Annotated in this window: 21 protein-coding genes; 10 read left to right on the top strand and 11 right to left on the bottom strand. The window is 69.1% G+C overall.

The genetic code is table 11. The annotated features are described in order from the left end of the window. Positions 1 to 72 precede the first annotated feature (72 nt). Positions 73 to 585 (top strand): DUF2269 domain-containing protein, encoded by a 513-nt coding sequence (locus ACZ607_RS26420; protein WP_469738434.1) that lies wholly within the window; start codon positions 73 to 75, stop codon positions 583 to 585. Here the strand turns inward: ACZ607_RS26420 and ACZ607_RS26415 are convergent. Then, positions 485 to 1,729, bottom strand: coding sequence for an MFS transporter (locus ACZ607_RS26415; protein WP_469738432.1), 1,245 nt, complete (start codon positions 1,727 to 1,729; stop codon positions 485 to 487). The genes ACZ607_RS26420 and ACZ607_RS26415 overlap by 101 nt on opposite strands. A 139-nt stretch (positions 1,730 to 1,868) precedes the next feature. Here ACZ607_RS26415 and ACZ607_RS26410 point away from each other — a divergent pair, with 139 nt between their 5' ends. The 3 genes from ACZ607_RS26410 to ACZ607_RS26400 are packed head-to-tail and all read left to right on the top strand — an operon-like array spanning position 1,869 to position 4,030. Then, complete coding sequence (locus tag ACZ607_RS26410) at positions 1,869 to 2,327, top strand: MarR family winged helix-turn-helix transcriptional regulator (RefSeq protein ID WP_469738430.1); 459 nt, start codon at positions 1,869 to 1,871, stop codon at positions 2,325 to 2,327. A 27-nt stretch (positions 2,328 to 2,354) separates the two neighbouring features. Beyond that, positions 2,355 to 2,807, top strand: a complete 453-nt coding sequence (locus tag ACZ607_RS26405) for a GNAT family N-acetyltransferase (protein WP_469738428.1) — start codon at positions 2,355 to 2,357, stop codon at positions 2,805 to 2,807. Positions 2,808 to 2,866: 59 nt separating this feature from the next. Then, on the top strand, positions 2,867 to 4,030 hold the full coding sequence (locus tag ACZ607_RS26400) for a winged helix DNA-binding domain-containing protein (RefSeq protein ID WP_469738426.1): 1,164 nt from the start codon (positions 2,867 to 2,869) through the stop codon (positions 4,028 to 4,030). A gap of 33 nt (positions 4,031 to 4,063) precedes the next feature. Here the strand turns inward: ACZ607_RS26400 and ACZ607_RS26395 are convergent, their stop codons facing one another. After that, on the bottom strand, positions 4,064 to 5,443 hold the full coding sequence (locus ACZ607_RS26395) for a serine hydrolase domain-containing protein (protein WP_469738424.1): 1,380 nt from the start codon (positions 5,441 to 5,443) through the stop codon (positions 4,064 to 4,066). A 70-nt stretch (positions 5,444 to 5,513) separates the two neighbouring features. Continuing rightward, positions 5,514 to 6,095, bottom strand: coding sequence for a winged helix-turn-helix domain-containing protein (locus ACZ607_RS26390; protein WP_469738422.1), 582 nt, complete (start codon positions 6,093 to 6,095; stop codon positions 5,514 to 5,516). A gap of 89 nt (positions 6,096 to 6,184) precedes the next feature. Here ACZ607_RS26390 and def point away from each other — a divergent pair, with 89 nt between their 5' ends. Continuing rightward, positions 6,185 to 6,844 carry a peptide deformylase gene (gene def, locus ACZ607_RS26385; RefSeq protein WP_469738420.1) on the top strand — a complete coding sequence of 220 codons (660 nt, stop codon included), beginning with the start codon at positions 6,185 to 6,187 and terminating at the stop codon, positions 6,842 to 6,844. A 57-nt stretch (positions 6,845 to 6,901) separates the two neighbouring features. Here the strand turns inward: def and ACZ607_RS26380 are convergent, their stop codons facing one another. After that, positions 6,902 to 7,522 (bottom strand): TetR/AcrR family transcriptional regulator, encoded by a 621-nt coding sequence (locus ACZ607_RS26380; protein WP_469738418.1) that lies wholly within the window; start codon positions 7,520 to 7,522, stop codon positions 6,902 to 6,904. Between the two features lie 70 nt (positions 7,523 to 7,592). Between ACZ607_RS26380 and ACZ607_RS26375 the strand changes: the two genes are divergently transcribed. Further along, positions 7,593 to 8,486, top strand: coding sequence for an NADP-dependent oxidoreductase (locus tag ACZ607_RS26375; RefSeq protein ID WP_469738416.1), 894 nt, complete (start codon positions 7,593 to 7,595; stop codon positions 8,484 to 8,486). A gap of 65 nt (positions 8,487 to 8,551) precedes the next feature. On the opposite strand, the gene dnaB is transcribed toward ACZ607_RS26375, so the two are convergent. Then, the gene (gene dnaB, locus ACZ607_RS26370) at positions 8,552 to 10,009 is read right to left on the bottom strand and encodes a replicative DNA helicase (protein WP_469738556.1); all 1,458 of its coding nucleotides are present in this window, start codon (positions 10,007 to 10,009) and stop codon (positions 8,552 to 8,554) included. 476 nt (positions 10,010 to 10,485) lie between these two features. Between dnaB and ACZ607_RS26365 the strand changes: the two genes are divergently transcribed. Then, entirely contained in the window at positions 10,486 to 11,823 is a 1,338-nt protein-coding gene (locus tag ACZ607_RS26365) for an MATE family efflux transporter (protein WP_469738414.1), read from the top strand. Between the two features lie 103 nt (positions 11,824 to 11,926). Here ACZ607_RS26365 and rplI read toward each other — a convergent pair whose 3' ends face one another. The 4 genes from rplI to rpsF form a co-directional block, all read right to left on the bottom strand. Continuing rightward, a complete protein-coding gene (gene rplI / locus ACZ607_RS26360; protein WP_014155197.1) occupies positions 11,927 to 12,373 on the bottom strand; it encodes a 50S ribosomal protein L9 in 447 nt (148 codons plus the stop codon). Positions 12,374 to 12,391: 18 nt separating this feature from the next. Then, a complete protein-coding gene (rpsR, locus tag ACZ607_RS26355) occupies positions 12,392 to 12,628 on the bottom strand; it encodes a 30S ribosomal protein S18 (protein WP_003967857.1) in 237 nt (78 codons plus the stop codon). Between the two features lie 42 nt (positions 12,629 to 12,670). Next, positions 12,671 to 13,288 carry a single-stranded DNA-binding protein gene (locus ACZ607_RS26350; RefSeq protein ID WP_030123074.1) on the bottom strand — a complete coding sequence of 206 codons (618 nt, stop codon included), beginning with the start codon at positions 13,286 to 13,288 and terminating at the stop codon, positions 12,671 to 12,673. A 72-nt stretch (positions 13,289 to 13,360) separates the two neighbouring features. Then, on the bottom strand, positions 13,361 to 13,651 hold the full coding sequence (gene rpsF, locus ACZ607_RS26345) for a 30S ribosomal protein S6 (protein ID WP_006604399.1): 291 nt from the start codon (positions 13,649 to 13,651) through the stop codon (positions 13,361 to 13,363). Between the two features lie 286 nt (positions 13,652 to 13,937). Here rpsF and ACZ607_RS26340 point away from each other — a divergent pair, with 286 nt between their 5' ends. From ACZ607_RS26340 to ACZ607_RS26330, 3 genes are all read left to right on the top strand, one after another. Continuing rightward, positions 13,938 to 14,294, top strand: coding sequence for a hypothetical protein (locus tag ACZ607_RS26340; protein ID WP_469738411.1), 357 nt, complete (start codon positions 13,938 to 13,940; stop codon positions 14,292 to 14,294). 174 nt (positions 14,295 to 14,468) lie between these two features. Beyond that, positions 14,469 to 15,587, top strand: coding sequence for a lipid II:glycine glycyltransferase FemX (locus ACZ607_RS26335; RefSeq protein WP_403772535.1), 1,119 nt, complete (start codon positions 14,469 to 14,471; stop codon positions 15,585 to 15,587). Positions 15,588 to 15,663: 76 nt separating this feature from the next. Then, positions 15,664 to 16,695 (top strand): alanine racemase, encoded by a 1,032-nt coding sequence (locus ACZ607_RS26330; protein ID WP_469738409.1) that lies wholly within the window; start codon positions 15,664 to 15,666, stop codon positions 16,693 to 16,695. Between the two features lie 30 nt (positions 16,696 to 16,725). Here ACZ607_RS26330 and ACZ607_RS26325 read toward each other — a convergent pair whose 3' ends face one another. Both ACZ607_RS26325 and ACZ607_RS26320 read right to left on the bottom strand, forming a co-directional pair. Then, positions 16,726 to 18,243, bottom strand: coding sequence for a glycosyltransferase family 87 protein (locus ACZ607_RS26325; protein WP_469738408.1), 1,518 nt, complete (start codon positions 18,241 to 18,243; stop codon positions 16,726 to 16,728). Between the two features lie 158 nt (positions 18,244 to 18,401). Beyond that, positions 18,402 to 20,762 carry a transglycosylase domain-containing protein gene (locus ACZ607_RS26320; RefSeq protein WP_469738406.1) on the bottom strand — a complete coding sequence of 787 codons (2,361 nt, stop codon included), beginning with the start codon at positions 20,760 to 20,762 and terminating at the stop codon, positions 18,402 to 18,404. Between the last annotated feature and the right edge of the window lie 579 nt (positions 20,763 to 21,341).

The following is a 21,341-nucleotide window of genomic DNA, read 5'->3' as shown; positions in this document are numbered from 1 at the left end:
GCCGAGGCGCGTATCCGGGGATACTCCCGCTGTCAGATGCCCGGACACCGCGCGCTTGGCACCGTGTTTCACGTGAAACCACTCAAGCGTCCTGTGCGCCGCAGCATCCTCGTCGCCCACGTAGCCGTGTCCGTGAGCTGGCTGGGCCTCACCGTGGGCCTGCTGGCTCTCGGCCTCACCGCGTTCCTCACCCACGACGCCTCGCTGGCTCAGGCCGCCACCCGCTCCATGAAGGTCTTCGGCGACTGGCTCGTCGTACCGGTCGCTCTGCTCTCGCTGCTCAGCGGTCTGGTGCTGGCGCTCGGCACCCCCTGGGGTCTGGCCCGGCACCGCTGGGTCTGGACGAAGTTCTGGCTGACGCTCATCACCGCAGGGCTCTCGGTCTTCTCGCTCCGCCCCGGCATCGACGAAGCCGCGGCCCGGGGTGCGACCGGCATCGATCTGGTGATCGCACCCTCGGTGGCCACGGCCACGTACCTCTTCATCACCGCGATATCGGTACTGAAGCCGTGGGGGCCGACTCGCCGTGGCTGGCGGCTACGACCGGCTCAGCAGCCTGCGCGGCAACCAGCCGGCCGGCGGTGACGGTCCGGCGCTCGAGCGCACCGGAGAGCACCGCCAGCACCAGCGCCGAGGCCGCCAGCGCGGCGCCGACCCAGTTGGGTGCGGTGTAGCCGAAGCCCGCCGCGATGACGATGCCGCCCAGCCACGCCGCGAGCGCGTTGCCGAGGTTGAAGGCCCCGATGTTGACGGCCGAGGCCAGGGTGGGCGCGCCCGCCGCCTGGTCGAGTACGCGCTTCTGGAGCGGCGGTACGGTCGCGAAGCCGAGAGCTCCGATGAGGACGATGGTCACAGCGGCGGCGATCCTGTTGTGCGCGGTCAGCGTGAACAGGGCCAGGACCACGGCGAGGGCACCGAGCGCCACGTACAGCATCGGCATCAGATGACGGTCGGCGAACTTCCCTCCGAGCAGATTCCCTCCGACCATGCCGAGGCCGAAGAGGACCAGCAGCCAGGTGACGGAAGACGTCGCGAAGCCGGCGGTCTCCGTCATCATCGGGGTGATGTAGGTGATCGCCGCGAAGACGCCACCGAAGCCCAGCACCGTCATCGCCATGGCGAGCAGCACCTGGACATTGCGGAACGCGGCCAGTTCGTGGCGGATCCGTACGCCCTGGGGCTTCGGCTGCTCAGGTACGAGCTTCGCCACTCCGAGGAGGCCCAGGACACCGAGCCCCGCCACGACGAAGAACGTGACGCGCCAGCCGAGGCTCTGGCCGATGAAGGTCCCCAGCGGAACGCCTACGACGTTGGCGACGGTGAGCCCGGTGAACATCATGGCGATGGCGCTGGCCTTCTTCTCCGGAGCGACCAGGTCCGCCGCCACGACCGACCCGATACCGAAGAAGGCACCATGCGCGAGCGAGGCGACCACCCGTCCGGCCAGCATCACGCCGAAGACGGGAGCGAGTGCGGAGACGACGTTCCCCACGATGAACAGCCCCATCAGGAGCATCAGCATCCGCTTCCTGGTCACGCGGGTGCCCAGAATCGTCATCAGCGGAGCACCGAGAACCACGCCCAGGGCGTAGCCGGTGACCAGAAAGCCTGCGGTCGGGATCGAGACCTGGAAGTCCGCAGCGACATCGGGCAGCAACCCCATGATCACGAACTCGGTGGTGCCGATACCGAATGCCCCGATGGCGAGGGCTAGGAGCGCGAGCGGCATGGATGCCACCTTCCCTGAAGTGTGCGCCTGCGTCTTACGAGCGTCCACAATAATTGCAGACGCTCATTAATTGCAAGCGCGGGCTATTGCGTACGTGCCCTATCCTGGAGGGAAGCCGCTCCCGTACGGAGGAGAGAACATGACAGCGACAGACCCCGCCCTGACGGCCCTCGCCCAGAGCTGGTGCGCCCTCTCCCTGCTCCACGGGAAGATCGAGGCCCGCATCGAACGGGCCCTGCAGTCCCACCACAGCCTCAGCGCGCGCGAGTTCTCCCTGCTCGACGTCCTCAGCCGCCAGCACAGCGGCACGGGCGGCCACCTGCAGATGAAGCAGGTGGCGGACGCCGTGGTGCTGAGCCAGAGCGCCACCACCCGGCTGGTCACCCGGCTCGAGGACCGCGGCCTGCTCACCCGGTACCTCTGCGACACGGACCGGCGAGGCATCTACACGGACGTCACCGAAGCGGGGCTCGCGCTGCTGAGCGAGGCCAGGCCGACCAACGACACCGCGCTCCGCGCCGCGCTCGACGAGGCTGCCGAGAACCCGGAGCTCGCTCCGCTGGTCCGGACGGTCGAGGCCCTGAAGGTCCCCGCCTGAGCCGATGGGTTGCGTAGTCTGCCGATCATGAGCGATCTCGACATACGTCCCGCCGCGCCCACCGATATCCCCGCCATCGTGGCCATGCTCGCCGACGACCCGCTGGGCGCGCGGCGCGAATCCCCGGATGATCTCGACCCGTACCTCGCCGCGTTCCGGCGCCTCGCCGACGACCCGAATCAGCATCTGACCGTGGCGGTGCGCGAGGGCAAGGTCGTGGGCACCCTCCAGCTGACGATCGTGCCGGGGCTGTCCAGGCGTGGCGCGACCCGCTCCATCGTCGAGGGCGTCCGTGTCCACGCGGACGAGCGCGGCAGCGGCCTCGGTACCCAGCTGATCCAGTGGGCGGTCGACGAATCCCGGCGTCAGGGCTGCCAGTTGGTGCAGCTGACGTCGGACGCCACGCGTACGGACGCCCATCGCTTCTACGAGCGCCTCGGCTTCACCGCGAGCCATGTGGGCTTCAAGCTCACCCTCTGAACGCGCGCGTTCCGCTCAGCCCCGTAGGCCGCCGTACTCCGTACTCCGGGAGGCATCACGTGCACCGCGTCGATGACGATCAGCGCCGGGCCAGGCTCGGCCGACGCCATCTGCTGGCCCCCTCGGCACGGGCCGCGTCCGCCGTCGCCGTGGCGGACTCCCTCGTCGCCCTGCACGCGACCGATGCCGCCACGGTCTTCCTCTCCGTCTGCGCGCGGCTGGCCGAACCCGGATCCGGAGCGGTGGAGCGGGCGCTCTACGAGGACGTCTCGTTGGTGCGGCTGCTCTCCATGCGGAACACCCTGTTCACCGTGTCCACGGAGGTGGCACCCTCCGTGGACGCGTCGAGCGCGCGGACCGTGGCGGCCAAGGAGCGCAGAAAGCTCCTCAAGCATCTGCGGGAGGACGGCAACGGGCTGGACGAGCGCTGGCTCGCCGAGACCGAGAGGCAGACGCTCGCCGCTCTGACCGCTCGGGGCCAGGCCACGGGGAGCGAGCTGTCGACCGCCGTACCCGCGCTGCGCACGAAGATCACCGTCTTCCCCGGGACGAGGCAGGAGACGGTGCAGGGTGTCGCCTCCCGGGTGATCCGGGTACTGGCCGCCGACGGGCGCATCCGGCGGGACCGACCGCGCGGTTCATGGACCTCCAGCCAGTTCCGCTGGACGGCCGCCGAGCCATGGCCCCCGTCGGACCCCGCGCAGGCGCGCGCGGAACTGGCCGGACGCTGGCTCCTGTCCTACGGCCCCGCGACCGAAGGCGATCTGAAGTGGTGGACGGGCTGGGGCGTGCGTGAGACGCGTACGGCCCTGGCAGCCGCCGGCGCCGAGGAGGTCCTCCTCGGCAACGGGGCCGTCGGCTGGGTCGCCCCGGGGGACCTCGCCGACGAACCCGCTCCGGAGCCCTGGGCGGCCCTGCTGCCCGGTCTCGATCCGAGCGCCATGGGCTGGGCCGACCGCGGCTTCCACCTGCCCGCCGATCACCGTGCCGCCCTGTTCGACCGTGCGGGCAACATCGGGCCGACGGTGTGGTGGAACGGCACGGTCGTCGGGGGCTGGGCTCAGCGCGCGGACGGCGAACCGGTGTGGCGTCTGCTGTCCGACGTGGGCCGGGAGGCCTCACAGCTCATCGAGGCAGAGGCTGCCCGGCTGTCCGCCTGGGTGGGCGACGCCCGGATCACTCCGCGTTTCCGCACGCCTCTGGAACGCGAGCTGACGGCCTGAGCGTGTTTCACGTGAAACGCCGCCCCTCACTCGTCAGAGGGCGAGACCTCGCCAGCCGTCCTCGTCCACGCCCCCCGGGATGGCCGCGCTCCGGTCGTACGGCTCCCGCGTGAAGACGAACGACCCCAGATCGAGATGGTCCACCGTGCCGTCAGCCGCGCGTACGACCCGGAGCGTCTCCCCCGCGTAGTAGCCGTTGAGACCGGTCCAGGTTCCGTCGGGACGCGCCTGGAAGCGGGCGGCCCGGCCGGCACCCCGCAACGGCTGGAACTCGATCCCGCCGTCCGCGAGCAGCTTCAGGGCGTGGACCTGTGTGCCCCAGTACCAGGGGCCGGTCAGAGCCAGCAGCTCCTTGTCGACCTCGGGCAGCGGGCGCCAGGGCTCCGGGATCCTCGGCTCGGCGTCGGCGACGATCTGCAGGAGATCCGCGGCGACCGTCCCCACCAGGGGGCCCGAGGTGGCATTCGCGAGCACCACGGCCGCGACATCGTCCTCGACGCTGAACCACAGCGTGGCCAGGAAGCCGGGCAGCGATCCCGTGTGCCCGAGGAGCGTACGGTTTCCGCGCCGTACGACCTGAAGGCCGAGGCCGTACGTCCCCGCCCAGTCACCCGCTTCGGCCGGAGCTGCGGGAGCGCGCATCTCCTCCACCGAGGAAGCACGCAGCACTCGCTCGTCGCCCTGCGCCAGGAAGGCCGCGAAGCGGAGCAGATCGGTGGTCGTCGACCAGAGCTGACCGGCCGGTGCCATCAGCCCGAGGTCCTCGGCCGGTTCGGGCAGCATGACGTCCGCCCACGGGTGGACGGCCCAGCCGCCCGCATGCGGGGCGCTCGCCTGCGGAGCCGTACGGTCCATCCCCAGCGGTTCGAGGATCTCCCGGCGAAGCACCTCGGCCCAGGAATCGCCACGCAGCTCCTCCACGAGCGAGCCGAGCAGTGTGTATCCCGGGTTCGAGTAGTGATGCCGGTGGCCGGAAGGGTGGATGGCGGGTCGCTCCCCGAGCACATCCGACAGCTCGGGGCGCAGGGCGCCAGGAGTCCTCTCCCACCAGGGAGCAGGGGTCTCGGCTCCCAGGCCGCCGCTGTGGCCGAGCAGTTGGAAGACGGTCAGCTGCCCCGCGTCGGTGCCCGGAAGATGCTTCTCCAGAGGATCGTCCAGGTCCAGCAGCCCCTCGTCGCGCAGGCGCATCACCAGCACGGCGGTGAACGTCTTGGTGATGGAGCCGATCCTGAACTGCGTATCGCCATTGGGCTCATGGCCGTCCACACAGCTACGGGCACCGCTCCAGGCGATCTGCCCGTCCCGCTGCACCGCGGCGACGAGGGAAGGGGTCCGGCCTTCGGACTGCGCGGTGGCGACACGGTGCAGCAGGGCGCGCCGGGTACCGGGGAGCAGGATGTCGGAAGAAGTCATGCTCCAGGATGACCCGCACCTCGGGGCCTGACGAACCCATTTGGCTGCGCAGGAGGCCTGCCGAGGCTGCTCAGTCGTGTTCCGTCCGGTCCGGCGTGTGGGGCAGCAAGGGGAAGAGCCGGGTGATGAGAGCTACCGGCCGGGCCCCGTGGGGGCGGGCCAGGGGGCGTTGTTCGCGGTCCTGGAAGGGCGCGAGCGCCCGTCGCACCACCTCTGCCACCTGGGCCATCTCCTCGGGTGTCAGGTAGGCGACCGCGCTGAACGCTTCGTCACGGCGCCACTCCGACGGCGCCTCGTCCCGCCGGCTCAGCCACCGCTGCCAGCTCTCGTCCTCCAGCCCTCGGGCCAGGTCGCCGAACTGCTCGTCCGTGGCTCCACCGAGAACCCGGTCGCCCTGCCTCAGACGCCAGGGGCGTGCGCGGCCCCCGCTGTGGGGCGCCTCCTCGATGTATCCATGGCGCGCGAGCTGCCGCAGGTGGAAGGAGCAGAGCCCGGAGCTGTAGCCCAGGCGGGCGGCGGCTTCCGTAGCCGTGAGGGTCCCGACTTCGGCGAGCAGATCCAGGAGGGCCGTACGGACCTCGTGCTCGCGCAGCTCCGCACCGGAGCCGCCGTCTGCCCGGCCGTGCGGGGCGGTGAGGTCATCTTCAGTCACTTTGCAAAGTCTGCTACTTTGCAAAGCGCTTGGCAAGCAGCACCCCTTGGCACACCGCGATCCCCGGCACGCAGAAAAAGGAGATGGCCATGTCCGTAGGTCATGAGCGGTCCCGTCCCGTCGACCGTCGGGTCCAGGTGCAGGGCCGGCCCGTCGACTCGTATCCGGATCTGCCGCCCGAAGTCCCGCGGGGGTCGGTGCGCCGGATCACGGTCGTGGGAGAAGAGGTCCTGCGCCGGCCGTGCCGGGAGGTCACCGCATTCGGCTCCGCCGAGCTGGCCACGCTGATCGACGACATGTTCCTGACGATGTACGTGGCCGACGGGGCCGGACTGGCCGCCAATCAGGTCGGCGTCGACCTGCGGCTGTTCGCGTACGACTGCCCGGACGACGACGGGGTCCGGCACGTCGGTCACCTCATCAATCCGGTGCTGGATCTGCCCGACCCCGGCACTCGCCGGCTCGTCGACGAGGGCGAGGGCTGCCTGTCCGTGCCGGGCGCCACGATGACGGTCCCCCGTACCGATCGCGCCGTCGTCCGCGGGTTCGACCAGGACGGCAGTCCTCTCGTCATCGAAGGACGGGGCTATTTCGCCCGGTGCCTCCAACACGAGACCGATCACCTCGCCGGGCACACGTACCTGGACCGCCTCTCCAAGCGGGACCGCAAGGAAGCGCTGCGGCAGATGGAGGCCCGTCGTGAGGACGTCTTCGCCCGGCGCACGGAGAAGGCCGCGACCCTGAGCTGATCCTCCGGCCCCCACGAAGGATCCGGGCGGCACGCCCCGCTCACCTCCTCGTGCCGGTTACGCGCCGACCCCGCTCCGGTCATCCGGACGGCCGCCCGGCGACCGGGAGGCGACCTCCCAGGCGGCCTCGATCATCTCGAAGATCTCATCCACCGCGGCCCGGGGGTCGGCCGCCTCGCGAGCCAGCGCGTAGGCATCGATCACGAATCTCGCGATCGTGCGGCAGGCCGTCGAACTCCGGGGCAGATCAGGGGCGTCGACGAGCGTCTCCGCCAGCGACTGCGCATGACGCAGCCGCATCGATTCCTCGTACTCCCGCAGGGCTGGGGACCCGTCGATCATCCGCCGGACAGGAGCGGCACTGTCGGCCAGGCAATGGTTCACCAGCGCGTGGATCTCACGGCGCAGCGCGGGCATGAGCGGCTCGCCCGGTGCCCGGCCGGTGACGGCACGCGTGAGGCGCTGCTCGAAGTCGTCGTCGCGCTCGAACACCAGGGCCTCTTTCGAGGCGAAGTGGGAGAAGAGCGTGGTGACGGCCACGTCGGCCTCGGCGGCCACGTCCCTGATACCCACCGCGCCGTACCCGCGTTCCAGGAAGAGGCGCAGAGCGGTGTCAGCGATCTTCTGGCGGGTCGCGGCCTTCTTGCGCTCACGGCGTCCGGTCGTCGGCACGGTCATGCCATGAGGCTACCAAATACAAAATAACAACCGTTCCAAAACGCTAACCGTTAGTGCTACGGTCGCCGACATGAGAAAAGTGAGCTTCGCCGAGTTCGGCGGCCCGGACGTCCTCCGACTCGTGGACGCCGAGGAGCCCCATGCAGGCCCCGGCCGGATACGCATCACCGTGCGGGCCGCCGGCGTGAACCCGGTCGACTGGAGGATCCGCGAAGGCCAGGTCCTCGGCGCCCATCCGACGGTCCTTCCCTCCGGAGTCGGGCAGGACGCCGCCGGGGTGGTGGACGAGATCGGCGAGGGCGTCGAGGGCCTCGCTGTCGGCGACCATGTCTTCGGCGAAGGGGCCTGCACGTACGCCGAGTTCGCCGTGCTGTCGGCCTGGGCCCGCATGCCCGAGGGGCTGACGTTCGAAGAGGCGGCCGGGTATCCCTCCGTGGTGGAGACCGCGCTGCGCGTCATCCGCGAGGTCGGGGTCCGGCCCGGGCAGACGCTCCTGGTCAGCGGCGCGTCCGGCGGCGTCGGATCAGCGGTGCTGCAGATCGCCCGCCACCGCGGTATCGCGGTGATCGGCACCGCCGGAGCGGCGAACCAGGACTACCTGCGCGGCCTGGGCGCGGTCGCCACGACCTACGGCGAGGGCTGGACCGAGCGGGTGCGGCGGCTCGGCCGCGTGGACGCGGCCCTCGACCTGGCCGGCTCCGGCGTGATCCGCGAACTCGTCGAACTGGTCGGGGACCCGCGGAAGGTGCTCTCCATCGCCGATCTCGGAGCGCCGGAGTTCGGTGTCCGGTTCTCCGGCGTGGCCGGGAGCATGCCGGACGCGCTCGCCGAGGCCACCGGCCTCATCGCGCGGGGCGAACTCCATATCCCGGTCGAGAAGTCGTACACGCTCGCCGAGGCCGCGGCCGCCCATGTCGACAGCCACGCCGGCCACACACGGGGACGCCGGGTCCTGGTGATCTGAGCCGCTCACCGCGCGGGCGCACGGTCGCAGCCCTGCTCCGGCCCGCGGATCCGCAGGGCGCGACCTCAGGTCTGAGCCATGTCCACGAAGCGGGAGTAGTGGCCCTGGAACGCCACGGTGATCGTCGCCGTCGGACCGTTACGGTGCTTCGCCACGATCAGGTCCGCCTCGCCGGCCCGCGGCGACTCCTTCTCGTACGCGTCCTCACGGTGCAGCAGGATCACCATGTCGGCGTCCTGCTCGATGGAGCCGGACTCACGCAGGTCGGAGACCATCGGCTTCTTGTCCGTGCGCTGCTCGGGGCCACGGTTCAGCTGGGAGAGCGCGATGACCGGGAGCTCCAGCTCCTTGGCGAGCAGCTTGAGGTTTCGGGACATGTCCGAGACCTCCTGCTGGCGGCTCTCCGCCCGCTTGGCACCACCGGACTGCATCAGCTGCAGATAGTCGATGATCACGAGCTTGAGTTCGTTGCGCTGCTTGAGGCGACGGCACTTCGCACGGATCTCCATCATCGAGAGGTTCGGCGAATCGTCGATGTAGAGCGGCGCGGCCGACACATCGGGCATCCGGCGGGCGAGCCGCGTCCAGTCCTCGTCGGTCATAGTGCCGGACCGCATGTGGTGGAGGGCCACCCGTGCCTCGGCGGACAGCAGACGCATCGCGATCTCGTTGCGGCCCATCTCCAGGGAGAAGATGACGCTCGGCAGATTGCTCTTGATCGAGCATGCCCGGGCGAAGTCCAGGGCGAGGGTGGACTTACCCATGGCGGGGCGGGCCGCGATGACGATCATCTGGCCGGGGTGCAGCCCGTTGGTCAGCGCGTCGAGGTCGGTGAACCCGGTCGGCACACCCGTCATCTCGCCGCTGCGGGACCCGATGGCCTCGATCTCGTCGAGAGCGCCTTCCATGATGTCGCCCAGCGGCAGGTAGTCCTCGCTGGTGCGCTGCTCCGTGACCGCGTAGATCTCGGCCTGCGCCGAGTTGACGATCTCGTCGACGTCCCCGTCGGCCGCGTATCCCATCTGGGTGATCTTCGTGCCGGCCTCGACGAGGCGCCGGAGCACGGCCCGCTCGTGGACGATCTCCGCGTAGTACGAGGCGTTGGCCGCGGTCGGCACGGACTGCACCAGCGTGTGCAGATACGGGGCTCCGCCGACCTTGGTGATCTCGCCGCGCTTGACCAGCTCGGCCGCCACTGTGATCGGGTCGGCCGGCTCCCCCTTGGCGTAGAGGTCGAGGATCGCCGTGTAGACGGTCTCGTGCGCCGGGCGGTAGAAGTCGTGGCCCTTGATGATCTCCACGACGTCCGCGATGGCGTCCTTGGAGAGCAGCATGCCGCCGAGGACGGACTGCTCGGCGTCGAGGTCCTGCGGAGGCACCCGCTCGAAGCCGGACGAGCCGCCGTCCCAGCCGCTCTCCCGGCCCCTCTCGTGCTGTTCCTCGCGCCCCTTGCCCTCTCCGCGACGCTGACGGGAGACGGGCAGACGGTCGCTGGGACCGACATCGGCCCAGGGATCGTCCAAAGGCTCGGGAATGCTCACCGGGCCACCTCCTCCCGTCCGCTTCGCGGACCTAGCCGTGCCACTCTTTCTTACGGCACGGCACCGACAAACAAGACGCCCGACTCCGTTTCCGGCGCGTCAAGTTCTGCGGGTTTCCATGCCGGAACGGAGTGCGGGCGCCGCACCACGGTAGGCCGCTCCGCACCGTCAGCCAATCTGGTTATCCACAGGGCATGTGGACGACGGACCAGATGCTGTGGAGAACCCGTCCGATCCTGTGCACGGACCGGGGGACAGCACTGTGGACAAACTCATAGGCCCCTGACGATGAGGCCTCTGACCTGCTACTTCTCAATCCACCGGCTGTGGGGGAGAAAAACTTTTGCCCGCAGCTCAAGATCACCGGAAACGGTCTTCCGGCGAAGCGGGAAACCTGCGCGCGGTAAGGACCCCAGGCGCATTGCATCTCTTACCTGTGGAAGATTAGATTGTCCTCCATGACCCAGGAGCACACGGCACAGACGCCCTCCCGCCGTCGGCATGACCGCGAGATCATCGCACTCGCCGTCCCGGCCTTCGGCGCGCTCGTTGCCGAGCCCCTCTTCGTCATGGTCGACAGTGCCATCGTCGGCCATCTGGGCACTCCGCAACTGGCCGGCCTGGCGGTCGCCGCGGCCCTGCTGACGACCGCGGTGAGCGTCTTCGTCTTCCTCGCCTACGCCACCACAGCCGCAGTCGCCCGCCAGGTCGGCGCGGGAGACCTGGCCGCCGCCATCCGTCAGGGCATGGACGGCATCTGGCTCGCTCTCCTGATCGGTGCGGCCGTCGTCGCTGCCACGCTCCCCCTGGCGCCGTGGCTGGTGGACATCTTCGGGGCCTCCGACACCGCGGCCCCGTACGCCACCACGTATCTCAGGATCTCCAGCCTCGGTATCCCCGCCATGCTTGTGGTGCTCGCGGCAACAGGTGTCCTGCGCGGTCTGCAGGACACCCGGACACCGCTCTATGTCGCCATCGGCGGATTCGCGGCCAACGGTGCGCTCAACGCCGGCCTGGTCTACGGCGCCGGGCTCGGCATCGCGGGCTCCGCGTGGGGAACCGTCATCGCCCAGGTGGGGATGGCGCTCGTCTATCTGGTCGTCGTGGTCCGCGGGGCCCGTCGGCACGGAGCCTCGCTGCGGCCCGATGCTGCGGGCATCCGGGCCAGCGCCCAGGCGGGCGTACCTCTGCTGATCCGGACGCTTTCGCTGCGGGCGGTCCTGATGGTCGCGACCGCCGTGGCGGCCAGGCTGGGCGACACGGATGTCGCCGCGCACCAGATCATCCTCTCCCTGTGGAGCCTCACGGCCTTCGCGCTCGACGCCATCGCCATCGCGGGGCAGGCCATCATCGGGCGCTATCTGGGGGCGGACGACGCCAAGGGGGCCCGTGAGGCCTGCCGTCGGATGGTCCAGTGGGGAATCGCGTCGGGAGTGGTGCTCGGAGCGGTCATCCTGCTCGCCCGGCCGCTGTTCATCCCACTGTTCACGAGCGACGCATCGGTCAAGGACACCCTGCTGCCGGCGCTTCTGGTCGTCGCGCTCGCCCAGCCGATCTCCGGAGTGGTCTTCGTCCTCGACGGCGTACTCATGGGAGCGGGGGACGGCCGCTATCTGGCCTGGGCCATGGTCGTGACCCTCGCCGTCTTCGCCCCGGTCGCCCTCCTTGTCCCCCACGTCGGCGGAGGACTCACGGCTCTCTGGGGTGCGATGACGCTGATGATGACGGTCCGGCTGGTGACCTTGTGGCTACGCGCACGGTCCGGCCGCTGGGTCGTGACCGGAGCCACGCGCTGAAGCGCGCCCACCTACGGACCGCCTGTTGCTCGGTTTCACGTGAAACGACGAAGGGCCGCACCCGAGGGTGCGGCCCTTCACCTAGCTCTGCTGAGCTGTGCCCTTAGGCAGCAACGACCTCGATACCGAGCTTCGCCGCAACCTCGGGGTGCAGACGGACGGACACCTGGTGTCCGCCGAGCGTCTTGATCGGCGAGCCGAGCTCGACGCGACGCTTGTCGACGTCCGGACCACCGGCCGACTTGATCGCCGAGGCGATGTCAGCCGGGGTGACGGAGCCGAAGAGGCGGCCGGCGTCGCCGGAGCGAACAGCCAGACGAACCTTGACGGCCTCGAGCTTGGCCTTGATCTCGTTGGCCTGCTCGATCGTCGCGATCTCGTGGATCTTGCGGGCGCGGCGGATCTGCGCCACGTCCTTCTCGCCACCCTTGGTCCAGCGAATGGCGAAGCCACGCGGAACCAGGTAGTTACGGGCGTACCCGTCCTTGACGTCCACGACGTCGCCGGCGGCACCGAGGCCAGTGACCTCGTGGGTGAGGATGATCTTCATGATTCGGTCACCCTTCCCTTATCGCGCGGTGGACGTGTAGGGCAGCAGCGCCATCTCACGGCTGTTCTTGACTGCCGTGGCGACGTCACGCTGGTGCTGCGTGCAGTTGCCGGTGACGCGGCGGGCACGGATCTTGCCGCGGTCGGAAATGAACTTCCGCAGCATGTTCGTGTCCTTGTAGTCCACGTACTGGGTCTTGTCCTTGCAGAACGCGCAGACCTTCTTCTTAGGCTTGCGCACAGGCGGCTTCGCCATGGTGTTTCTCCTGTGTGATCAAGAAGTGGGGTACGAGCAGCCCTAGAAGGGAGGCTCGTCCGAGTAGCCGCCGCCGGAACCGCCGGAGCCGCCGGAGCTTCCGCCCCAGCCACCCCCGCCGCCCTGCTGGCCCCCGCCCTGCTGGCCGCCGGACGGAGCGTTGGTCGCCCACGGGTCGTCGGCGGGAGCACCGCCGCCGCCCTGCTGGCCACCGCCACCGGGACCGCCGCCCCAGTTGCCGCCGCCCTGCTGGCCACCGCCGTATCCACCCTGGCCGCCGCCCTGGCCACCTCGACCCGTGGTCTTGGTGACCTTGGCCGTGGCGTTCTTCAGGCTGGGGCCGACTTCCTCGACGTCCAGCTCGTAGACCGTGCGCTTGACGCCCTCACGGTCCTCGTAGGACCGCTGCTTCAGCCGGCCCTGCACGACGACGCGCATGCCTCGCTGAAGCGACTCCGCGACGTTCTCCGCCGCCTGACGCCAGACCGAGCAGGTGAGGAACAGGCCTTCGCCGTCCTTCCACTCGTTGGTCTGCCGGTCGAAGATGCGGGGAGTGGACGCGACACGGAACTTCGCGACCGCCGCACCGGACGGGGTGAAGCGCAGCTCGGGGTCGTCGACGAGATTGCCGACGACCGTGATGACGGTCTCGCCTGCCATGGGTGAACCTCTCGGCGGGATTTTGCTTCTGGCTGCTTGCTACTCGAACCCGATGACCGCTGAGCTAGATGCTCAGTGGGTCTCGGGACGGAGGACCTTGGTCCGGAGGACCGACTCGTTCAGGTTCATCTGTCGGTCGAGCTCCTTGACGACCGCAGGCTCGGCCTGCAGGTCGATGACCGAGTAGATGCCCTCGGGCTTCTTCTTGATCTCGTAAGAGAGACGACGACGGCCCCAGGTGTCGACCTTCTCGACCTTTCCGTTGCCCTCACGGACGACGGAGAGGAAGTTCTCGATCAGCGGGGAGACTGCGCGCTCCTCGAGATCGGGGTCGAGGATGACCATCACCTCGTAGTGACGCATGTGGAACCCACCTCCTTTGGACTCAGCGGCCACGGTCGTTCCGTGGCAGGAGGGTCGTGATGCGTGAGCATCAGTGTCTCCGAGTAAAACAGCCGCCACTGACAACGCCCGTCTTCAAGAGTCGAGGGGAGCCGCAGTGCTGGCTCAAGGCAGACACCGGTGCAGACCGTACAGAGTACCCGCAGACGGGCTCCCGGTTGAAATCCGGTGTTCAGGGCGCACAATCGAGACAGATGCGGTGTGAGAGGCGCTACATCGCACCGCCCTTCCCGCCAGGAGGTACTCCATGGCACAGACAGTCCGATCTGCCGGAGGCCGGCCCGCCCCCAGCCGCGTGGCCCACCCCCGCCGCCCCACCGGTTCCCTCTTCGCCACGGACGGCAGGCCGCATCCCCTGCAGGAAACGCTGATGGTGGTGACGGGGGTCCTCGGCGTCCTCGCGTTCGTCACGGCGATGTTCCACAGCCTGCACCTGATCAGCTCGTGGGCCGGGCTGGCCGGGATCCTGACCGGCCTCTACGGGCAGTACATCTCCAGGACCACCTGGGAGCGGTTCGGCCTGATCATGGGGATCGGCGCCTCCGCCGTCGGCTTCTACCTCGGCATGGCGCACGGCGGCCTCTTCGGCGGCGTCATCACCTGACCGGCAGAGCCGCGGCCGGCCGGCCCAGGCGGTGCACGGCCGGGCAATCCCGCGCGGGTGGCGCCCGGTCCGGTCCTGACGGGCCGGACCGGGCGCCCGTCGGTCACAGTAGGCTTCGGCGCGAGAGCCGGAGCCCCTGACCGATGGGGACACACCTGCCGAGGAGCGCCCCGCATGAGCCTGACCCTGAGGACCATCAGCCGAGAACAGCATCTGGCGTACATCCAGAGCCTGCCCTCGGCCAGTCACTGCCAGGTCCCGGCGTGGGCTGATGTGAAAACGGAATGGCGCTCCGAGAACCTGGGGTGGTTCGACAAGAACGGCGAGATCGTCGGCGCCGGGCTGGTGCTCTACCGGCAGCTCCCGAAGATCAAGCGCTACCTCGCCTACCTGCCCGAGGGCCCGGTCATCAACTGGTACGCCCCGAATCTCGACGAGTGGCTCCAGCCGATGCTCGCCCACCTGAAGCAGCAGGGCGCCTTCTCGGTGAAGATGGGTCCCCCCGTCGTCATCCGCCGCTGGGACTCGGCCGCCATCAAGTCGGGGATCCAGGACCCCGACGTGAAGCGGCTGCGTGACGTCGAGGCCAGCCACATCGAGCCGCGCGCCTTCGAGGTCTCGGACCGGCTGCGGAAGATGGGCTGGCAGCAGGGCGAGGACGGGGGCGCCGGCTTCGGTGACGTCCAGCCGCGTTACGTCTTCCAGGTACCGCTGGCCAACCGCTCCCTCGAAGACGTGCTCAAGGGCTTCAACCAGCTCTGGCGCCGCAACATCAAGAAGGCCGACAAGGCCGGCGTCGAGGTGGTCCAGGGCGGCTACGAGGACCTCGCCGAATGGCAGCGGCTGTACGAGATCACCGCCGTGCGCGACCACTTCCGGCCGCGCCCCCTCTCGTACTTCCAGCGCATGTGGTCGGTGCTCAACTCCGAGGACCCCAACCGCATGCGCCTGTACTTCGCCCGGCACAACGGGGTGAACCTGTCGGCCGCCACCATGCTCGTCGTCGGCGGGCACGTCTGGTACTCCTACGGCGCCTCGGACAACATCGGTCGCGAGGTCCGGCCCTCCAACGCCATGCAGTGGCGGATGCTCCGCGACTCGTACGCGATGGGCGCGACCGTCTACGACCTGCGCGGCATCAGTGACTCGCTGGACGAGACCGACCACCTCTTCGGTCTGATCCAGTTCAAGGTCGGTACCGGCGGCGAGGCCGTCGAGTACGTCGGCGAGTGGGACTTCCCCCTCAACAAACTGCTGCACAAGGCGCTCGATATGTACATGTCGCGCCGCTGACCGCATCCCGACCACCGAACGACAGCTCTCCTCCCTGCATCTGCACCGCAGCCACCAGAAAGGTTCCGGGCCGGCCATGGCGCTCTCCCTCTACGTCGACACCGCGCGCTGGCGGGCGCACCAGAAGTCCGTACTGGACCAGTTCCCCGAGCTCGTCCCCGTCTGCAAGGGCAACGGCTACGGCTTCGGCCACGAGCGCCTGGCCGACGAGGCCATCCGCTTCGGGTCCGACACCCTCGCCGTCGGGACCACGTACGAGGCCGCCCGCATCAAGGACTGGTTCAGCGGCGATCTGCTGGTGCTCACGCCCTTCCGCAGGGGCGAGGAGCCCGTACCGCTGCCCGACCGCGTCATCCGCTCCGTCTCCTCCGTGGACGGTGTGCACGCCCTGGTGGGCGCGCGCGTGGTCATCGAGTGCATGAGCTCGATGAAGCGCCACGGCGTGAAGGAGGAGGAGCTCGGCCAGCTGCACGCGGCCATCGAGGACGTACGCCTCGAAGGTTTCGCACTGCACCTGCCGCTCGACCGCACGGACGGCTCGGACGCGGTCGAGGAGGTCATCACCTGGATGGACCGTCTGCGCGCCGCCCGGCTGCCGCTGCACACGATGTTCGTCAGCCATCTGCGGGCCGAGGAACTGGCCCGGCTGCGGCAGCAGTTCCCGCAGACCCGGTTCCGCGCGCGGATAGGCACACGGCTCTGGCTCGGCGACCACGAGGCGACGGAGTACCGCGGCGCGGTGCTCGACGTCACGCGCGTGGTCAAGGGCGACCGCTTCGGCTACCGCCAGCAGAAGGCCGCGTCGGACGGATGGCTGGTGGTCGTCGCCGGCGGGACCTCCCACGGTGTCGGCCTGGAGGCACCGAAGGCCCTGCACGGGGTGATGCCGCGTGCCAAGGGCGTCGCGCGCGCCGGGCTGGCCACGGTCAACCGCAATCTCTCGCCGTTCGTCTGGGCGGGGAAGCAGCGCTGGTTCGCGGAGCCGCCGCACATGCAGGTGTCGATCCTGTTCGTCCCCTCGGACGCCCAGGAGCCGCGGGTCGGCGACGAACTGGTGGCCCACCTGCGCCACACCACCACCCAGTTCGACCGCCTCGTGGACCGGTAGGACCGGTCGCCGGCGGGCGCGGCCTCCCCCTCAGTCGGAGGCCGCGCCTCCGGCGGTGCTGCCCCACTCCACCCGCGGTCCTTCGACCGCGGGTGCCGTGTGCCGGGCCGGGTGGGGGTGCACCTGCAGGAGCGCCGTCCGGTCCCGCGCACCGTCCAGGACCCCGCCCGAAGGATCGTCGGACCCGTCCTGCCGTACGGGGTCCCGGTCCGGCCGCAGGATGTCCCTGATGACCAGGGCGCAGAGGTAGAGCGTTCCGGCGAGGTGCAGGGCGATCGCGACCTGGTAGCCCTCCTGCGGCAGCCCCTGGTGCTTGTCACCGCTCGTCGTGTACGCGAGGTAGAACCAGATGCCCAGGAAGTACATGACCTCGCAGGCCTGCCAGACGAGGAAATCCCGCCACCGGGGCCTGGCCAGCGCGGCCAGGGGGATCAGCCAGAGCACGTACTGCGGTGAGTAGACCTTGTTCGTCAGGATGAACGCGGCCACCACGAGGAACGCCAGCTGGGCGAAGCGCGGCCGGTGCCGGGCGGTGAGGGCCAGCCCGGCGATCCCGGCGCACAACACGACCATCAGCAGCACCGAGGCCGTGTTCACCGTGCCCACGTCGATGGGCCGGCCGGTGCGCTGCGTGATGATCAGCCAGAACGAGCCGTAGTCGATCTGCCGTTCCTGGCTGAACGTGTAGAACTTCTTCCACCCCTCGGGCGCGTACAGCATCACCGGCAGGTTCACGACCAGCCAGGCCGCCGCGGCGCCGAGGACCGCCGATCCGTACTCCCGCCACTTCCCGGCCCGCCAGCACAGCACCAGCAGAGGCCCGAGGAGCAGCACGGGGTAGAGCTTGGCGGCGGTCGCGAGGCCGATGAGGATGCCGAAGGCGAGGTTTCTGCCGCGCGACCACATGAGCATCGCCGCGGCCGTCAGCGCGACGGCGAGCAGGTCCCAGTTGATCGTCGCGGTGAGCGCGAGGGCGGGCGCGAGCGCCACCAGCAGGCCGTCCCAGGGGCGGCGCCGGTGCGTACGGGCGACACACACCGCGAGGACCACGGCGCAGATCATCAGCATGCCCGCGTTGACCATCCAGTACATCTGCTCGCGCTGCTGTGCCGGGTCGGAGGACGGGGTCAGCGTCAGCCAGGACGCGATCTGCATGAAGAGACCGGTCAGGACGGGGTACTCCAGGTACGCCATGTCGCCGCTCAGCCGGTCGACGTACGGCACGAGGCCGTCGGCGAAGCCGCGTCCGACGTAGAGGTGCGGGATGTCGGAGTAGCAGGCGTGCGTGTACTGCGAACTCGTTCCGCGGAACCAGGCCCAGTCGTAGCAGGGGATCTTCTGCACCATGCCGAGCGCGAACATCCCGATGGCCACGAGCGCGATGACGCGCACCGGTGTGAGGGGACCCGTCCCGAAACGCGCCCAGCGGCCCGCGGGCCCGCCGATCAGTTCGCTGCCCGCCGCGGCGATCTCGTCCTGTCGCGTGGGCGGTACGACGGACGGCTCCTGGTGCACGCTCGTGTCTTCTGCGCTTGGCATGCCGCACATCCTGCCGTACGGCGCTGTGTGCGGGCGTGGGCCGCCTCCGGGACACACGAAAGGGCCGTCGGACACCTGCAGTGTCCGACGGCCCTCGTACGCGTTCCCGGCGGGCCCCTAAGGGGCTTCCGGGGGGGCGTGGTGCGACTCACGCGCCCCGAGGGGTGCTATCCGCCGCCGCCGAAGATCCCGCCGCGGCCGTTCTCCTCGCCCTCGGTCGACCCGTCGGTGGTTCCCTCGGTCGTTCCGGTGTCCGTCCCACCGTTCGTGGCACCGGTGTCCGTCCCGCCGTCGGTGGTCCCGTCCGTGGTCCCGCCGTTGTCGTTACCGCTGGTGTTCCCGCCGTTCTGGTTGTTCTTGCACTCCCAGTCGAGCGGCGCGCAGGTGTCGGTCGGCGTGGGGGACGGGGACGTCGGGGTCATGGAAGGCGTCGGCTCCTTGCTGGACTCCGAAGGCGACGGCGTCGGGCTCGGCGTCGGGCTGGGGCTGACCGCGCCGCCGCCGAAGACGGTGTCGCCGTACGGCTCCGGCTTCGGGAAGTTCACGACCTTCATGCCCTTGGTCGCGCCGGCCATGTAGTCGTGCCAGATCTGCGCCGGGAACGAGGCACCGTGGATCGACTTCTCACCGCCGGTGCCGTACATCTCCAGGAACTCGCGGTTCTTCTGGTTCTCGTCGTCGTCCATCCGGAACATGCTGACGGCGGTCGAGATCTGCGGGGTGTACCCGACGAACCACGCCGACTTGTTGCCGTCCGTGGTACCGGTCTTACCGGCCACGTCGCGGCCCGGCAGCCGTGCGGGCGTACCCGTGCCGTTCTCGACGACGTTCTTCAGCACGTCGGTGACGTTGTCGGCGACGACGCTGGGGAACGCGGACTTGGTCTCCGTCTTGTGCTGGTAGATGACGTCGCCCTCGTGCTTGACCTCGGTGACCGAGAAGGGCTCCCGCTGCTTACCACTGGTGGCGAACGTGGAGTACGCGCCGGCCATGCGGATGGCGCTCGGGGAGGACGTGCCGATGGAGAACGACGGGACCTTCGAGTTCGCCATGTAGTCGTCGTCGCGCAGCCCCGCGTCCATGGCGGCCTGCTTCACCTTGTCGGTGCCGACGTCCATGCCGAGCTGGACGTAGGGGGAGTTGGCCGACTCCTGCATGGCGTACCGGAGGGTGATGTCTCCGTAGCTGTGGTCGCCGTCGTTGGTCTGGAGCCACTCCTTGCCGTCGTCGTTCATCCAGACGTCGCCGTTGTACTGGTTGATCTTCAGCTTGTTGTCGCCGTTGTAGATGCTCTTCGGGGAGACCGGCGTACGCTCCGATTCGCTCTGTTCGGTGCCGCCCTCGGGGTCACGCTTCCCGTACTGCATGGCGGCCGCCAGCACGAACGGCTTGAACGTCGAGCCGACCTGCGCACCGGTCGCGTCGGCGTTGTTGGTGTAGTGCTTCGTCGCGTCCTGGCCGCCGTACGTGGCGAGGATGGCACCCGTCTTGGTGTCCACCGAGGCGCCGCCGAACTGGACGTGCGTGTCCTTGTCGGGGCGCTTCTCCGGGTCGATCTTGGCCTTGTAGACCTTCTTGATCGAGTCCTCGAGCTGGGTGACCTTGTTCTTGTCGAAGGTCGTGTGGATCTCGTAGCCGCCCCGGGAGAGTTCCTTCTCGGTGATGTCCCTGTCGTTGTGCGCCAGGAAGTACTTCGTGGCGAGGTCGACCAGGTATCCGGTCTGGCCCCCCAGCTTGGCGTCCTTCTTCGGAGGATCCGGCATGGGGAACTCGGTGAACGTGGCTCGCTTGGCCGCGCTCAGCCGCCCGTCCTTGACCTCCTCGTCGAGGATCCAGGCCCAGCGTTCCTTGGCCCGCCTGGTGTTCTCCTTGGCTGAGGCCTTCACCGGGTCGATGTCGGGAGATCCCGCGGGGTCGTAGTAGCTCGCCCCCTTGAGCAGCGTGGCCAGGAAGGCGCACTCGCTCTCGTCCAGTTCGGTGGCGTCCTTGCCGTAGTAGGCACGCGCCGCCGCCTGGAGGCCCGAAGCTCCCCGGCCGTAGTAGGAGACGTTGAGGTACCCCTCCATGACCTTCTTCTTGGGCACCGTCTCGCCGACCTTGAGCGTGATGAAGAGTTCCTTGAACTTCCGGCTCAGGGTCTGGTCCTGGGACAGCATGGAGTTCTTCACGTACTGCTGGGTGATCGTGGAACCACCCTGGGTCTCACCGCCCCGGGCCATGTTGTAGAAGGCGCGGGCGATACCCATGGGGTCGATGCCCCGGTCGTGGTCGAACGACTTGTTCTCGGCCGAGATGACCGCGTTCCGCATCGCTTCGGGGATCTGGGCGTACTCGATCGACTGACGGTTGACGGAACCGCCCGTGGCGACCATCTGCGTGTTGTCGGCCCAGTAGTAGACGTTGTTCTGCGCGGTGGCGAGTTTATTGACCTCGGGCGGCACCACCAGCGCGTACGCGATGCCGGCCGCACCCATCATCAGACCCAGGAAGCCCAGGCACAGACCGGAGACCAGCTTCCACGACGGCACCCAGCGGCGGAAGCCGTACTTACCGGCCCGCGGGTAGTCGATGAAGCGCTTCTTACCGGCGTCGCCGCGGCCGCGGCCGCGGCCCTCGTGACCGTGGCCGTCGCCACCCCCCCGCCGTCGGCCCCCACCGCCGCGCTGTGCGGCTCGGCGGGCCTCGGCACGACCGCCGTACGACGGCTCCTCGCCGTGCGCTGCGGAAGGTGACCCTTGCGTTGCTCTGCGTGACGCATCGGTGCGGCGTCCAGAAGGCTGCTGGGCGGCTCGTCTGGCCGCTGCGCGCCCGCCACCTTGCGGTTGCGGCGCTTTGCGACGGTGCTCGCTCATCGAACGACTACTCCTCGGGCAGGCGAGAGCGCCTGGAAGCGGCAGTTGAGATCCGGTCCCCCCGAATTACGGACAAGCCCTGCGGAAGGCTCACCCGCGATTCATCCGGCAGTCCGCGATAACTGACGCACGGCGTCGTCTCGCGGTTCCCGGTGGTCTGCATGCCGCACAGACTACGCACGGTCAAAAACCTCCGGGGACCGAACTTCACCCCAAATTACGCAAGTCACTCCCTATGAATCCGGGATGTGACGC

This window comes from Streptomyces sp. NPDC104381 (genome assembly GCF_055583745.1).
The sequence above is the reverse complement of the archived record's forward strand: the minus strand, read 5'-3'. Positions and strand labels throughout refer to the sequence as shown.